Origin of the sequence: Aeromicrobium sp. JJY06 (assembly GCF_044069275.1) — a bacterium.
Classification (GTDB): Bacteria; Actinomycetota; Actinomycetes; order Propionibacteriales; family Nocardioidaceae; genus Aeromicrobium; species Aeromicrobium tamlense.
The window spans coordinates 776,787-790,839 of record NZ_JBIMRD010000002.1; the positions used below are offsets into that span (position 1 = coordinate 776,787).

Annotated in this window: 17 protein-coding genes; 3 read left to right on the forward strand and 14 right to left on the reverse strand. The window is 73.2% G+C overall.

Translation table 11 applies throughout. The features are described 5' to 3' along the window. Positions 1-9 precede the first annotated feature (9 nt). Complete coding sequence (locus ACGWYL_RS15300) at positions 10-357, forward strand: hypothetical protein (protein WP_395487610.1); 348 nt, start codon at positions 10-12, stop codon at positions 355-357. Here ACGWYL_RS15300 and ACGWYL_RS15305 read toward each other — a convergent pair. The 8 genes from ACGWYL_RS15305 to hisF all read right to left on the reverse strand — a co-directional run bounded on the left by ACGWYL_RS15305 (position 350) and on the right by hisF (position 7,718). Next, on the reverse strand, positions 350-1,657 hold the full coding sequence (locus ACGWYL_RS15305; RefSeq protein ID WP_395487611.1) for an MFS transporter: 1,308 nt from the start codon (positions 1,655-1,657) through the stop codon (positions 350-352). The two genes, ACGWYL_RS15300 and ACGWYL_RS15305, sit on opposite strands and share 8 nt — an antisense overlap. 122 nt (positions 1,658-1,779) lie before the next feature. After that, the gene (locus ACGWYL_RS15310) at positions 1,780-2,106 is read right to left on the reverse strand and encodes a DUF2752 domain-containing protein (protein ID WP_395487612.1); all 327 of its coding nucleotides are present in this window, start codon (positions 2,104-2,106) and stop codon (positions 1,780-1,782) included. A 98-nt stretch (positions 2,107-2,204) separates the two neighbouring features. Then, complete coding sequence (locus ACGWYL_RS15315) at positions 2,205-2,405, reverse strand: HGxxPAAW family protein (RefSeq protein WP_179424137.1); 201 nt, start codon at positions 2,403-2,405, stop codon at positions 2,205-2,207. A 54-nt stretch (positions 2,406-2,459) separates the two neighbouring features. Continuing rightward, positions 2,460-3,011 carry a Trp biosynthesis-associated membrane protein gene (locus tag ACGWYL_RS15320; protein ID WP_395487613.1) on the reverse strand — a complete coding sequence of 184 codons (552 nt, stop codon included), beginning with the start codon at positions 3,009-3,011 and terminating at the stop codon, positions 2,460-2,462. Further along, on the reverse strand, positions 3,008-3,355 hold the full coding sequence (gene hisI, locus ACGWYL_RS15325; protein ID WP_395487614.1) for a phosphoribosyl-AMP cyclohydrolase: 348 nt from the start codon (positions 3,353-3,355) through the stop codon (positions 3,008-3,010). The genes ACGWYL_RS15320 and hisI overlap by 4 nt, the downstream gene beginning before the upstream one ends. A gap of 28 nt (positions 3,356-3,383) precedes the next feature. Beyond that, positions 3,384-5,156 carry an ABC transporter ATP-binding protein gene (locus ACGWYL_RS15330; protein WP_395487615.1) on the reverse strand — a complete coding sequence of 591 codons (1,773 nt, stop codon included), beginning with the start codon at positions 5,154-5,156 and terminating at the stop codon, positions 3,384-3,386. Further along, entirely contained in the window at positions 5,149-6,960 is a 1,812-nt protein-coding gene (locus tag ACGWYL_RS15335) for an ABC transporter ATP-binding protein (protein ID WP_395487616.1), read from the reverse strand. The genes ACGWYL_RS15330 and ACGWYL_RS15335 overlap by 8 nt, the downstream gene beginning before the upstream one ends. Continuing rightward, on the reverse strand, positions 6,957-7,718 hold the full coding sequence (gene hisF, locus ACGWYL_RS15340) for an imidazole glycerol phosphate synthase subunit HisF (RefSeq protein ID WP_269302582.1): 762 nt from the start codon (positions 7,716-7,718) through the stop codon (positions 6,957-6,959). The genes ACGWYL_RS15335 and hisF overlap by 4 nt, the downstream gene beginning before the upstream one ends. A 4-nt stretch (positions 7,719-7,722) precedes the next feature. Between hisF and ACGWYL_RS15345 the strand changes: the two genes are divergently transcribed. Continuing rightward, on the forward strand, positions 7,723-8,379 hold the full coding sequence (locus ACGWYL_RS15345; RefSeq protein WP_395487617.1) for a hypothetical protein: 657 nt from the start codon (positions 7,723-7,725) through the stop codon (positions 8,377-8,379). A gap of 3 nt (positions 8,380-8,382) precedes the next feature. Here ACGWYL_RS15345 and ACGWYL_RS15350 read toward each other — a convergent pair whose 3' ends face one another. Together ACGWYL_RS15350 and priA are read right to left on the reverse strand one after the other, a co-directional pair. Next, positions 8,383-8,895 carry a DUF1707 domain-containing protein gene (locus ACGWYL_RS15350; RefSeq protein ID WP_179424131.1) on the reverse strand — a complete coding sequence of 171 codons (513 nt, stop codon included), beginning with the start codon at positions 8,893-8,895 and terminating at the stop codon, positions 8,383-8,385. Between the two features lies 1 nt (position 8,896). Further along, entirely contained in the window at positions 8,897-9,619 is a 723-nt protein-coding gene (priA, locus tag ACGWYL_RS15355) for a bifunctional 1-(5-phosphoribosyl)-5-((5-phosphoribosylamino)methylideneamino)imidazole-4-carboxamide isomerase/phosphoribosylanthranilate isomerase PriA (protein ID WP_269302587.1), read from the reverse strand. A 41-nt stretch (positions 9,620-9,660) separates the two neighbouring features. On the opposite strand from priA, the gene ACGWYL_RS15360 reads away from it, so the two are divergent. Continuing rightward, positions 9,661-10,317, forward strand: a complete 657-nt coding sequence (locus ACGWYL_RS15360; protein ID WP_179424129.1) for a YitT family protein — start codon at positions 9,661-9,663, stop codon at positions 10,315-10,317. 60 nt (positions 10,318-10,377) lie between these two features. Here the strand turns inward: ACGWYL_RS15360 and hisH are convergent, their stop codons facing one another. From hisH to hisD, 4 genes are read right to left on the reverse strand one after another with little or no spacing between them, the layout of a single operon-like run. Next, on the reverse strand, positions 10,378-11,022 hold the full coding sequence (hisH, locus tag ACGWYL_RS15365; RefSeq protein ID WP_179424128.1) for an imidazole glycerol phosphate synthase subunit HisH: 645 nt from the start codon (positions 11,020-11,022) through the stop codon (positions 10,378-10,380). A 13-nt stretch (positions 11,023-11,035) separates the two neighbouring features. After that, entirely contained in the window at positions 11,036-11,641 is a 606-nt protein-coding gene (gene hisB / locus ACGWYL_RS15370) for an imidazoleglycerol-phosphate dehydratase HisB (protein ID WP_179424127.1), read from the reverse strand. Beyond that, positions 11,638-12,717 carry a histidinol-phosphate transaminase gene (locus ACGWYL_RS15375; RefSeq protein WP_395487618.1) on the reverse strand — a complete coding sequence of 360 codons (1,080 nt, stop codon included), beginning with the start codon at positions 12,715-12,717 and terminating at the stop codon, positions 11,638-11,640. The genes hisB and ACGWYL_RS15375 overlap by 4 nt, the downstream gene beginning before the upstream one ends. Further along, the gene (gene hisD, locus ACGWYL_RS15380; protein WP_395487619.1) at positions 12,714-14,021 is read right to left on the reverse strand and encodes a histidinol dehydrogenase; all 1,308 of its coding nucleotides are present in this window, start codon (positions 14,019-14,021) and stop codon (positions 12,714-12,716) included. Before hisD ends, ACGWYL_RS15375 begins: the two co-directional genes overlap by 4 nt. Positions 14,022-14,053 lie beyond the last annotated feature (32 nt).

Sequence of the window (14,053 nt, forward strand, 5' to 3'; positions counted from 1 at the left end):
GCTCGACCGGTGTCGAGCCATCCCCCGCCGCCGGGCGGCCAGCCCCCGTACGGCTACGTCTACGGACAGCCGGTCCCCGGCGACAGCGGCAACCAGGGCGTGTGGGCGCTGGTCATCGCCATCGTGAGCATCCCGGCCGGCTGCTGCTGCGGGCTCCTCGGCGTCGCCGGCGGCATCGTGGCCGTCGTGCTGGCTCGCGCCGAGCGCAGCCGGCTGCAGCAGTGGGGCGGGCCCTACGCCGACACGTCGATGGTCACGGCCGCCTTCTGGGTGGGTGTCGCCGCCATCGTGCTGGGCGTGCTGGGCACCCTCGCCTCGATGGGCAGCGCTTTCATCGACCTGGCCACACTCAGCTGACCCGGCGGGGCAGCAGCAGCGCCCCCACCGCCGCCGCCACCGCGAGCGCGCCGGCCAGGATCCACGCGGACGTGTAGTCGCCCGACGCCGCGCGCATCGCGCCGCTGGCCGCCGCGGCGACGCCCGCGCCGATCATGTGGGCGGCGAACACCCAGCCGAAGACGATGCCGCCGCGCTCGGCGCCGAAGGCCGAGCGGCACAGCACCACGGTCGGCGGCACCGTGGCGACCCAGTCGAGTCCGAAGAGCGCGATCACGACGAGCAGCGGCGGCTCCACCGACGGTCCCAGCAGCGCCGGCACGGCGAGCAGTGCCAGGCCCCGCAGCCCGTAGTAGGCCGCCAGCAGGACGCGCGGGTCGTAGCGGTCGGTGAGCCAGCCGGAGCCGATCGTGCCGACGATGTCGAAGACGCCCACGACCGCGAGCAGGCCTGCCGCCGTGGTCGCGGCCATCCCGTGGTCGTGCGCGGCCGGCACGAAGTGGCTGCTGATGATGCCGTTGGTGGTCCAGCCGCAGACGAAGAACGTGCCGGCCAGCAACAGGAACGCGCGGGTGGCGACGACCTCGCGCAGCACGGTGACGGCATGGACGACGGCGGCCGTCGCGGTGGGCGGCGCGACCACGACCACCTCGTCGTCGACGCCGCCGTAGGGCTCCAGCCCGACGTCGGACGGACGGTCGCGCAGCACGAGGGTGACCACCGGCAGCAGCACGGCGCAGCAGCCGGCGATGACGTAGGCGGCGGCGCGCCAGCCGAAGGCGTCGACCGTCGCGGCGAGCAGCGGCAGGAAGATCAACTGACCGGTGGCCCACGCGGCGCCCAAGATGCCCAGCACGAGCCCACGGCGCGCGACGAACCAGCGGTTGACGACGATGGCGCCGAAGACGAGGGCGACCGAGCCGGTGGCGACGCCGATCACGCCGCCCCACAGGACGGACAGCTGCCACGGAGCAGTCATGACGGTGGACGCCAGGCAGCCGAGGCAGATGAGCAGGAGCGCCACGACGGCGGTGCGGCGGACGCCGATGCGCTCGAGCAGCGCCGCCGCGAACGGGGCGGCGACGCCGTAGACGATGAGGTTGATCGAGACCGCGATCGAGGTGTCGGTGCGGCTCCAGCCGAGGTCCTCCTCGATCGGGACCAGCAGGACGCCCAGGCTCGACCGGAACGCGGCCGAGGCGAGCAGGACGAGGAACGTGACCCCGGCGACCAGCCACGCGCGGTGCACCCGCGGCACGCGACCGCGACCCGACCCGGCGACCTCGGCCCCCGCGGCGGCGGGCGTCCCCCTGTCGGTCACGGCACTCCTTCGGACTCGCGGATCGTCACGCCCCTCCGGGACGCGAGATCTGTAGCAGTATCCCCCGGAATTCGGTGGATCCGAGGGACTTTCGGTGGCCAGCGCTACACATCTGGCGCACGTCAGGGAGCGAGCCAGGCGCCCCACGGGGTGAGGCGGGCGAGACCGAAGACGGCAGCGGCGACTCCCAGCACGGTGACGGTGCGGGCCGACCAGGTGAGATAGCGCGCCGGGATCCCCCGCGCGCGGCGCGCGAGCCACACCGCCCACGCCACCACGGCGATCGCCACCAGGCTGACGGCGAACAGGTTGCTCGACACGGCGGCGACGAGGTCGCCGCGGGTCAGCAGGTTGACCGCGCGCAGGCCCCCGCAGCCGGGACACGGCTCCCCGGTGAGCACCAGGAACGGACAGAACCCGTAGGAGCCCTGGACGTGGGGGTCGCGCACGTGCAGCAGCGCGAGCGCGGCGGCGCCGGCGGCACCCGCGATCAGCGGGCCGCGCAGCAGGTGACCGCGCGAGGCGGTCGTCGGGATGACCGGGCTGGTCAGTGCTCCTTCACCCGGCTGGTGCCGTAGCCGGCGAGCGACATGACCTTGCCGAGCGGCAGGGCGCCCACCGCGAGCACGACGCCGATCGTGAAGATGACCCAGTTCGGCTCGGGGATCAGGCCGATCCCGCCGACGAGGAAGCCGGCGAGGCTGACGAGGACGGCGGTCCAGGCGGCCGGCGACGATCCGTGCGACATGGGGTGTGCTCCTAGAGGTGCTCGGGGTGGTTCGGACGACAGCCTACTCGGTCGTCAGGCGGTGGGATCGACGCCGTCGTCCATCGCCTTCCAGAGGTCGCTCGCGTCGGGCTCGCGCGCGGCCGGGGCGTCGTACTTGCGGCCCATCGTGGCCCACCGCGGACCCAGCCACGCGACCGCGGCGCCGACCACGACCACGAGCGCGAACCCGGCGACCGCGAGGGGCTGCGCGGCGGTGGTGCTCCACTGCACGTCGATGCCCGAGGCGGCCGCCTCGTCGATCGCGCGGCGCTGGGCGGTGGCGATCGCGTCGCCGGCCCGGGCCGTCAACACGACGCCGACGACACCGGCCAGCGCGACGAGCGTGCCGATCGCGCGGCGCAGCCGCGGGCCGGACGCGAGCACGCCGAGGCCGGCCGCCATCACGAGCACGGCGAGGCCGACGGCGCCGGGCACCGCGTCGGCGCCCGAGACGCTCAGCTCGACCTCGGGCAGTCCCGCGGCCTGCGCGGTGGCCGTGGCCCACGCCGCGCGGACGGCGAGCAGCGTGCCGCCGCCCAGCGCCAGCAGCAGGAGGACGGACGGGCCGAGGAGGTTGCGCCTCACGTCAGCAGGTCCGCGTCGAAGCACGTCGTGGCGCCGGTGTGGCACGCCGGACCGACCTGGTCGACGACGACGAGCAGCGTGTCGCCGTCGCAGTCGAGGCGGACCTCGCGCACGTGCTGGGTGTGGCCCGACGTCTCGCCCTTGACCCAGTACTCGCCGCGGCTGCGGCTCCAGAACGTGGAGCGGCCGGTGGTCAGCGTGCGGTGCAGCGCCTCGTCGTCCATCCAGCCGACCATGAGGACGGCGCGGGACGTCGCGTCCTGCACCACCGCCGGGACCAGGCCCGAGTCGTCGCGCTTCAGCCGGCCGGCGATCGTCGCATCGAGAGAGCTCACGTCCCTCATTCTCTCAGGCCGCGCCCGGCGGCCGGCATCAGGCGAGGGTGGCCTGCGCGACCCACGAGGCGTGCAGGCGGGCGTAGACGCCGCCGGCGGAGACGAGGTCGCGGTGGTGGCCGTCCTCGACGAGCCGCCCCTGGTCGAAGACGAGGACCCGGTCGGCGTTCTCGGCGGTGGAGAGCCGGTGCGCGATCGTGACGCTGGTGCGGCCCTCGAGCAGGCGGTCGAGGGCGCGTGTGGCGCGCAGCTCGGTCTGCGGGTCGACCGCGCTCGTCGCCTCGTCGAGGACGAGCAGCGCCGGATCGGCCAGCGCCGACCGCACGAGCGCGACGAGCTGGCGCTCTCCCGCCGAGAGCGACTCGCCGCGCTGGCCGACGCGGGTCTCCAGGCCGCGCGGCAGCGCCGCGAACCAGTCGGCCAGGCCCAGCCGCTCGACGGCGGAGACGAGGTCGGCGTCGGTGGCGTCGCGGGCCCCGTAGCGCAGGTTCTCGCCGAGCGTGGCGTCGAACAGGAAGCCCTCCTGCGGCACCATCAGCACGTGACGACGCAGGTCCTCGAAGGCCACGCGCGAGATGTCGACCCCGCCCAGCACGACCCGTCCCTCGACGGGATCCATCAGTCGGGTGAGCAGCTTCGCGAACGTGGTCTTGCCCGAGCCGGTCTCGCCGACGACCGCGACGCGCTGGCGCGCCTCGATGGTCACATCGACGCCCGCCAGGACCGTGGGTCCCTCGGGGTAGGCGAACGAGACCTTCTCGAAGCGGGCCTCGAGGTCGCCGGCGGGCAGCGGCTCGGCCTCGGCGCCGGGATCGACGACGTCGGCCGGGGTGTCGAGCAGGTCGAGCACGCGGCGCCACGACGAGATCGCGTTCTGCGCCTCGGAGATCACCTGCGTGGCCATCTGCGCCGGGCCGGTGAACAGGCCGACGAGGAACACGAACGCGACGATCGTGCCGACGGACAGGTCGCCCAGGACGCCCAGCCACACGCCGATCGCCAGCACCGCGGCGTTCGCGATGCCGCCGACCAGGATCGCGGCCGAGAACGCGCCCGCGGTGATCGTCTGGGCGCGGATGTTGTTGCGGTAGTTGGCGCGGACGGCGACGTCGACGCGCTGCTGCGTGCGGTCCTCGATGCCGTACGAGCGCACGACGGAGGCGCCGACGACCGGCTCGGCGATGACGGCGAGCATCTCGCCCACGCTGGCCCGCACGCGGTCGTAGGCGCGCGACATCGCGCCGGCCAGCCACCGCAGGCTCAGCGCGAGCGGCACGAAGCTGATGAGGACGACGAGCGTGAGCTGCCAGGACAGGAACGCCATGACGATCGTGGCGACGATCATCTGCCCGACGCTGATGATCATCATGATCCCGGTGAACTGCAGGAACTGGCTGATCTGGTCGACGTCGGACGTGACCCGCGAGACGAGCGAGCCGCGGCGCTGCGTGTTCTGAGTGAGCATCGACAGGTCGTGCACGTGGCGGAAGGCCGCGACGCGCAGGTTGGCCAGCCCCCGCTCGCTCGCCGTGAAGATCCGCACCTTGGACCAGTAGCCGGCGATCGCGATGCCCACCATGAGGACCGCGGCGATCGCGACGTAGCGGGTGACGAGGCCGGTGTCGACGTCTCCGGCCGCGAAGCCGTCGTCGAGCGCGGCGCGCACCACGATCGGCACGAGCGAGCCGCCGGCGGTGCTGATCAGCGCCAGCAGCAGGGTCACCCAGATGCCCTCGGTGATCTCGGGGTTGCGGCGCATGCCGCGCACCAGGACGGAGATGCCGCCCTCGCGCTGCTTCGGGTCACTCATGGTCGACCTCCTCCCGGGCCTGGTCGTACGCGTCGACGAGGTTGCGGTAGGCCGCGGACCGCGCGCGCAGCTCGGCGTCGGTGCCGCGGTCGGCCACGCGTCCGTCGGCGAGGAAGACGACCTCGTCGGCGAGGGCGATCGTGGCCTTGCGGTAGGCGACGACCACCGTGGTGGGCGAGCCGGCCCGGGCGGCCAGGGCGCGCAGGATGCGCTGCTCGACCTCGGGGTCGAGCGCGCTGGTGGCGTCGTCCATCACGAGCACGCGCGGGTCGCGCACGAGCGCGCGGGCCAGTGCCAGGCGCTGGCGCTGGCCGCCCGAGAGCGACGTGCCGCGCTCCCCCAGCTGGGTGTCGAGGCCGTCGGGCAGGGCGCTGACGAAGCGGTCGGCCTGCACGATGCGCAGCACCTCCCAGACCCGCTCGTCGGGGACGTCGAGGTCGAGCGCGACGTTGGCGCGCACGGTGTCGTCGAACAGGAACGTGGACTGGGGCACGAGGGCCACGGCGCGCGTGAGCGCCAGCTGCGAGAGGTCGCGGGCATCGGTGCCGCCCACGCGCACGGCGCCCCGGTCGGGGTCGACGAGGCGGGTGACGAGCGAGGTCAGGGTGCTCTTGCCGCTGCCGGTGGCGCCGACGACCGCGGTGACCTTCCCCGCGGGGACCTCGAACGCGATGTCGCGCAGGACCGCCGTGTCGGGCTCGTCGGGGTGGCTGTAGTCGAGGCCGTCGACGGTGAGGTCGACCGGACCGGCGCCCGGGACGTCCTGGGTGCCGTAGTCCATCGCGTCGTCCTCGTCGATGACGCGCGAGACGCGGTCCCAGCCGACGACGGCGCGGGGCAGCTCGCCGAGCACCCAGCCGAACGAGCGGATCTGCATGCCGATCACGGTGAACAGGTAGGCGACCTGCACGACGTCGCCCGCGTCGGCGGCGTCGGAGCCGACCCGCCAGGCGCCGATCGCCAGGACCGCGAGCACGGCGAGGTTGGGCAGCGCCTCGATCACGGGGTCGAAGATCGCGCGCACGCGGCCGATGCCGATCGCGGCGTCGCGCAGCCGCTCGCTGGCGGCGCGGAAGCGGGCGGTCTCGTCGCCCTCGCGACCGAGCGACTTCACCACGAGGGCGCCGTCGAAGGACTCGTGGGCGACGGTGGAGACGTCGCCGCGCAGGCTCTGGGCCAGCGCGATCCGCGGCCCCTGCCAGCGCTGGTAGACCGCGTTCGCGGCGAACAGCAGCGGGATCACGACGAGGCCGACGATCGTGAGGACCGGGTCGGCCAGCACCATCGTGACGATGGCCGCGACGAGCATCGCGATCGTGCCGAGGGCCATCGGCAGCGGCATGAACACCGACCACGTGGCCTCGACGTCGGCGTTGGCGTTGCTGAGCAGCTGGCCGGCCGGGTGGCGGTGGTGCCAGCGCAGCGGCAGCTGGAGGTAGCGGCGGGTGACGCGCAGGCGGTCGTCGCGCACGAGCCGGTAGAAGACGACGCCGCCGAGCAGGCGACGGCCGACGACGCCCACGGTGCGCAGCAGCGCCGCGAGGATGAACAGCCCGACGCCGGTCCACAGCGTGGACCAGTCGATCGCGCCGGCCTCGACCGATGGTGTGATGACGTGGTCGGTGGCCCAGCCCAGCACCCACGCGTCGGCGACGGTCATGACGCCGAACAGCAGCGAGGCCAGCGCGGCCCACGTGAACATGACCTTCTGGCGCGCGATGCCGCGCCCCATGACGCGGAAGCCGCGCCGGGTCAGCCGGTCGGTGCCGCCGCCGCTGAGGGTGTCGAGAGCCGGGGCGCTCACCGGACCACGTGTCCGGCGGCTCGCAGCGTCTCCTTCACCGCGGGGATCGTCAGCGTGCCGAAGTGGAAGACACTGGCGGCGAGCACGGCGTCGGCGCCCGCGTCGACCGCGGGCGCGAAGTGCTCGAGGCGACCGGCGCCGCCGCTGGCGATGAGGGGGACGTCCGTGACGCCGCGGGCGGCACGGATCATCTCGAGGTCGAACCCGGCCTGCGTGCCGTCGGCGTCCATCGAGTTGAGCAGGATCTCGCCCGCGCCGAGCTCGGAGCCGCGGCGCACCCACTCGATCGCGTCGATGCCGGCGGAGCGCCGGCCGCCGTGGGTGGTCACCTCGAACCCGCTGGGCTGATCATCTGCACGTCGAGCGTCAACGCTCAGCACGAGCACCTGATTCCCGAAGCGGTGCGCGATCTCGCCGATCACGTCGGGTCGGGCGATCGCGGCGGTGTTGATGCCGACCTTGTCGGCGCCCGCGCGCAGCAGCCGGTCGACGTCGTCGACGGTGCGCACTCCCCCGCCGACGGTGAGCGGGATGAAGACCTGCTCGGCGGTCTGGCCGACGATGTCGTAGGTGGTGGAGCGGTCGCCGCTGGAGGCGGTGATGTCGAGGAACGTCAGCTCGTCGGCGCCCTCGGCGTCGTACACGCGCGCCATCTCGACCGGGTCGCCCGCGTCGCGCAGGTCGACGAAGTTGACGCCCTTGACGACGCGACCGCCGTCCACGTCCAAACAGGGGATCACACGGACGGCTAGGCTCACGGCCATGAGCGTAGTCCGTGGGTCCGCCGTCGCGACGAGCCGCCTGTGGGTGGTCGCCGCGGTCGCTGCCCTGACCCTCGCCGCGTGCTCCGACTCGCCCGAGGAGACGCCCGATCCCACCGGGTCGACGACCTCGGCCTCGCCCAGCGCGACCACCGAGTCGCCCACCACCGAGGCGCCCGCGCCGCTGCCGGCGATCGAGGAGCTCACCGTCGTGCCCGGCGCCGTCGGCCCCGTCACCACCGGGATGTCGAAGGACGAGGCGCTCGCCACCGGCCTGTTCGACGCCGACGTCGAGGTGCCCGGCGAGGAGTGCGGCCGCACCGAGCCGCTGGGCTGGAAGTCCGCGTACGCCTCCTCGCTCGACGTGCTGACGAAGGAGGACGGCACCGTCGTGTCGCTGGGCGTGCGGGGCGAGCAGCCGCGCACCGCCGACGGCCTCGGTGTCGGCAGCACGCTCAAGGACGTCACCGGCGTCTACGAGACCGCCGAGATGACCGAGGCCGGCTACGGCCAGACCGGGGTGTTCGTCACCGAGGGCGACGCGTGGCTGGGCTTCCTGTTCGCCGAGGACACCGAGGCGGTCGGCCCGACCAGCAAGGTCCTGATGCTCGAGGTCACCACGGGCACGCGTCCCGACCTCATGCGCGACGGCTGCTGAGCCTCAGTCCTCCGTCGTCTCGCGGCGGTGCCGCACGATGCGGCGCTCGTGGTGCTCGATGCGGTCCTTGCGCTTGAGGACCTGCATCAGCCAGCCGGCGCCGACTCCCAGGATCGGGAAGACCGGCCAGAAGAAGCCGGCCTGCCCCGCGAGGATGTCACCGAAGTTCGTGGCGCCCCAGATGCCCGTGGTCAGGACGCTGATGCCCACGAATCCGTTGCGAGCGTCGCGCGCCTCGCGGCGGTAGCGCCGCACCGCCTGCTCGTGGACCGACGACTCCTGCGGCAGCTGCGGCTCGAGGTCCTGCAGCAGCGGCGCGAACTCGCCGAGCAGCGTCGCAGCGAGCGCGTCGGCGGAGCGCCGGTCGAACTCGATGCGGTCGAGCCGGCCGTCGGCGTACGCCTCGCGCAGGCACTCGATCGCGGTCTCGCGGTCGGCGTCGGACGCGCGCACGCCCGCGACCTCGGGACGGCGCGGGTCGGCGCTGAAGCGGCTCCAGTCGACCTGCGCGCCCATGTCAGTCCCGGACCGCGTCGAGCGCCTCGGGCAGCGTGAACGCTCCCGCGTAGAGCGCCTTGCCGACGATCGCGCCCTCGACGCCGATCCCCGTGAGGGAGGCGATCGCGCGCAGGTCGTCGAGGCTGGAGACGCCGCCGGAGGCGACGACGGGCTGGTCGGTCTGCTCGCAGACCTGGCGCAGGAGGTCGAGGTTGGGGCCGGACAGCGTGCCGTCCTTCGTGACGTCGGTGACGACGTAGCGGGCGCAGCCGTCGGCATCGAGCCGCGCCAGGGTCTCGAAGAGGTCGCCGCCCTCCTTGACCCAGCCGCGGGCGGCCAGCGTGCGGCCGCGGACGTCGAGGCCCACGGCGATGCGGTCGCCGTACCGGGCGATCGCCGAGCGGCACCAGTCGGGATCCTCGATCGCGGCGGTGCCGAGGTTGACCCGGCGGCAGCCGGTGGCCATCGCGGCGTCGAGCGACGCGTCGTCGCGGATCCCGCCCGACAGCTCGACCTTCACGTCGAGGCGGCCGACGACCTCGGCCAGCAGCTCGCGGTTGCTGCCCTTCCCGAACGCGGCGTCGAGGTCGACCAGGTGGATCCACTCGGCGCCGTCGGCCTGCCATTGCAGGGCCGCGTCGAGCGGGGAGCCGTAGGACGTCTCGCTGCCGAGCTCGCCCTGGACGAGGCGCACGGCCCGTCCCTCGGCGACGTCGACGGCGGGGAGGAGTTCGAGAGTCACCCCGCGATCGTATCGAGGCACCTCCGTAGAGTGAGCGGGCCATGAACGACAGCCACGCCGAGCATCCGTCCCCCGAGGACGACGACCCCACCGAGCCGACCGCCGTCACCCTGCCCCACACTCCCGCCGAGGACGTCCTGGGCGTCCTGACGGGCACGTGGCTGGCCTCGCTGGGCCTGCACCTGCTCTACGAGGCGCACGCCGTCACGGGCGGCACCGCGGGACTCTCGCTGCTGATCACCTACGCCGTGGCGCTGCCGCTCCCGGTGGTCCTGCTCGTGGCGAACGTGCCGTTCTTCGCGCTCGCGCTGTGGAAGAAGGGCCTGCAGTTCACCGTCCGGTCGGTGATCGCCGTCGCGCTGCTCTCGTTCTTCACCGCGATCCACGCCGAGATGATCCCCTCCCCCGACCTCGCCCCGGTCTACGGCATCGTCACCGGCAACCTGCTCGCCGGCACGGGCATCCTCATCCTCTTCCGGCACGGCTCGAGCCTCGGCGGCTTCAGCGTCCTGGCGCTCATCGCGCAGGAGCAGGCGGGCCTGCGCGCCGGCTACGTGCAGATGGCGCTCGACGTGCTGGTGGTGCTGGCGGCGATCCTCGTCGTGCCGTGGGACAACGTGCTGCTGTCCGCGATGGGCGCGGTCATCCTCAACATCGTGCTGGCGTTCAACCACCGTCCCGAGCGCTACCGGGCCTGAGGGACGCAGGATGAGGCATGCGGCCCCGCTGGGGTACCCGAATGCCTCATCGTTCGTCGGCTAGAGGGTCGCGATCCAGTTCTCGAGCAGGCGGCGGCCCGCGTCGCCCGACTTCTCGGGGTGGAACTGCGTGGCCCACAGCGGGCCGTGCTCGACGGCCGAGACGAAGCGGTCGCCGCCGTACCCGGTCCACGTGACGCCGGGCGGCGTGAACGCGGTGCCCTCGGCGTCGACGAGCCAGTCGCGCACGCCGTAGGAGTGCACGAAGTAGAACCGCTCGGACTCCAGGCCTGCGAACATCCGCGACTCGGCGGGAGGCTCGATCGTGTTCCAGCCCATGTGGGGCACGATCGGCGCCTGGAGGCGCTCCACCGTGCCCGGCCACTCGCCGCAGCCGGTGGTCCGCACGCCGTGCTCGATGCCCTCCGCGAACAGGATCTGCATGCCGACGCAGATGCCCAGCACGGGACGGCCCGCGATGAGCCGGCGCTCGATGATCCGCTCGCCGTCGACCTCGCGCAGGCCGCGCATGCACGCCGCGAACGCGCCGACGCCGGGCACCAGCAGACCGTCGGCCTGCTCGGCGACCGAGCGGTCGGAGGTCAGCACGACCGACACCTGGGTGGCCTCGCCGGCACGCTCGACCGCGCGCACCGCGGAGCGCACGTTGCCCGAGCCGTAGTCCAGGACCGCGACCGTGGTCACTGGGCCGCTCCGCTCACAGCGCGCCCTTCGTGGACGGGATGCCCGTCTCACGCGGGTCGGGCTCGACGGCGGTGCGCAGGGCGCGGGCGAGCGCCTTGAACTGGCACTCGGCGATGTGGTGAGGGTCGCGACCGGCCAGCAGGTTCATGTGCATCGTGATCCCGGCGTGGTGCGCGATCGACTCGAAGACGTGCGACGTCAGCGAGCCGATGTAGGAGCCGCCGATGATCGCGGTGATCTGGCGCTCCGGCTCACCGGTGTGCACGAAGTAGGGACGGCCCGAGACGTCGACCACGCACTGCGCGATGGCCTCGTCGAGCGGCACCATCGCGTTGCCGTAGCGGCGGATGCCGGCCTTGTCGCCGAGCGCCTCGCGGATCGCCTGGCCGATGCAGATCGCGGTGTCCTCCACCGTGTGGTGGGCGTCGATGTGCAGGTCACCCTCGGAGCGGACGGTGAGGTCCATCAGCGAGTGGCGGCCCAGCGCCGTGAGCATGTGGTCGTAGAAGCCCACGCCCGTGCTGATCTCCGTGCGGCCGCTGCCGTCGAGGTCGAGCTCGACGACGACGTGCGACTCGGAGGTCTTCCGCTCGATCCGTGCGGTCCTGCGCTCGCTCATCGGGGGTCTACCTCCATCAGTGCGGCGCGGAACGCCTGCATCTCCTCGGGGGTGCCGATCGACACCCGCAGCCAGCCCTCGGGCCCCACCTCGCGGATGAGGACGCCTCGGTCGACCAAACCCTCCCATACCGCGTGGCGATCGGCGAAATGCCCGAACAGCACGAAGTTGGCGTCGGAGGCGGCCACGTCGTACCCGCGTCCGGACAGCCAGTCGGTCGTCTCGTCGCGGGTCTCGCGCAGCGCGTCGACCTGAGCGAGCAGCTCGTCGGTGTGCCGCAGGGCGCCGAGCGCGGTGGCCTGCGTGACGGCCGACAGGTGGTACGGCAGCCGCACGATGCGCAGCGCGTCGACGACCGCAGCGTCGGCCGCGAGGTAGCCGAGCCGGCCACCGGCCAGCGCGAACGCCTTGCTCATCGTGCGCGTGACGATGAGTCGCGGGTGGTCGTCCAGCAGCTCGAGTGCCGTGGGCGTGCCGGCGCGGCGGAACTCCGCATAGGCCTCGTCGACCACGACGATGCCGGGAGCGACGTCGAGCACGGCGCGCAGCTCCTCGGGCGCCAGCGCGGTGCCCGTGGGGTTGTTCGGCGAGGTCAGGAAGACGACCTCGGGCTGCTCGGCCTCGATCAGCGCGACCGCCGCGGCGACGTCGATCGCGAAGTCCTCGCGCCGGCGTCCGGCCACCCAGCGGGTGTGGGTGTTGCGGGCGTACTCGGGGTACATCGAGTAGGTCGGCGCGAAGGACACGGCGGTGCGGCCGGGGCCTCCGAAGGCCTGCAGGATCTGCTGCATGACCTCGTTGGAGCCGTTGGCCGCCCACACGCGCTCGGCCGTGAGGCCGTGCCCGAGATAGCCGGCGAGGGCCTCGCGCAGCGCCCACGCCTCGCGGTCGGGGTAGCGGTTCAGCTCGAGCGCGGCCTCCTGCACGGCCGCGGCGATGTCGGCCGCGGCCTCCTGGCTGGGACCGTACGGGTTCTCGTTCGTGTTGAGGCGCACCGGGACGTCGATCTGCGGGGCGCCGTAGGGCACCTCGTCGCGCAGCTCGTCACGGATGGGCACCCAGGCGGGGACCGTCATCGCGTCGTCGCCTCGCGCTCCAGGCGGACGGTCACGGCGGCGCCGTGCGAGGGCAGGTCCTCGGCCTCGGCGAGCGTGACCACCTGCGGTCCGACCTCGCGCAGGGCGGCGTCGCTGTAGGTCACGACGTGCATGTTCTTGACGAACGCGCGGACCGAGAGGCCCGACGAGTGGCACGCGCAGCCCGCGGTGGGCAGCACGTGGTTCGAGCCGGCGGCGTAGTCGCCCAGCGACACGGGCGCGAACGACCCGACGAAGACCGCGCCGGCGTTGACGATCCTGGCGGCCACGGCCGCCGAGTCGGCGGTCTGGATCTCGAGGTGCTCCGCGGCGTACGCGTTCGCCACGTCGACGCCCTGGCCGGTGTTGCGCACCAGGACGGTCGCCGACTGCTGGCCCGCGAGCGCGGTGCGGATGCGCTCCTCGTGGCGCGCGGTGGGCACCTGGCGCTCCAGCTCGGCGTCGACGGCGTCGGCCAGCTCGAGCGAGTCGGTGATCAGCACCGCGGCGGCCATCGGGTCGTGCTCGGCCTGGCTGATGAGGTCCGCCGCGACGAACGCGGGATCGGCGGTGGCGTCGGCCACGATGGCGATCTCGGTGGGACCGGCCTCGGAGTCGATCGCGACGACGCCCTGCAGGTGACGCTTCGCGGCGGCGACGTAGATGTTGCCCGGGCCGGTGATGAGGTTGACCGGCTCGCTCTCCTGCGTGCCGTACGCCAGCATCGCCAGCGCCTGCGCGCCACCGGCGGCGTAGACCTCGTCGATGCCCAGTCGCGCGCAGGCGGCCAGGATCGTGGGGTGCGGGAGACCGCCGAACTCGGCCTGTGGCGGGCTGGCCAGGGCGATGCCCGGGACGCCCGCGACCTGGGCGGGGACGGCGTTCATGATCACGGTGCTGACCAGCGGCGCGAGGCCGCCGGGCACGTAGAGGCCGACGCGCTGCATCGGCACGATGCGCCGCTCGACGGTGGCGCCGGGCGCGACCTCGATCTCGACCGTGCGCTCGAGCTCGGCCTCGCAGGTGGCGCGCAGCCGGCGGATCGACTCGTCGATCGCGTCGAGCACGGCCGCGTCGAGTCCGGCGCGGGCCTTCTCGATGTCCTCGGCCGAGACGCGCAGCCGCTCGGGGCGCACGCCGTCGAAGCGCTCGCCCGCGTCGAGCACCGCCTCGGCGCCTCGATCGCGCACGTCGTCGCAGATCGGGACGACGGCCGCGAGGGCATGCTCGACGTCGACCTCGGCACGGGGCACCGCGTCGCGGTAGCCGTCGGTCTGGTCTCTCAGGTCGAGTCGTCGAAGCACGTGTGAAGTCTAGGTCGCGCCATGGCCTAGCC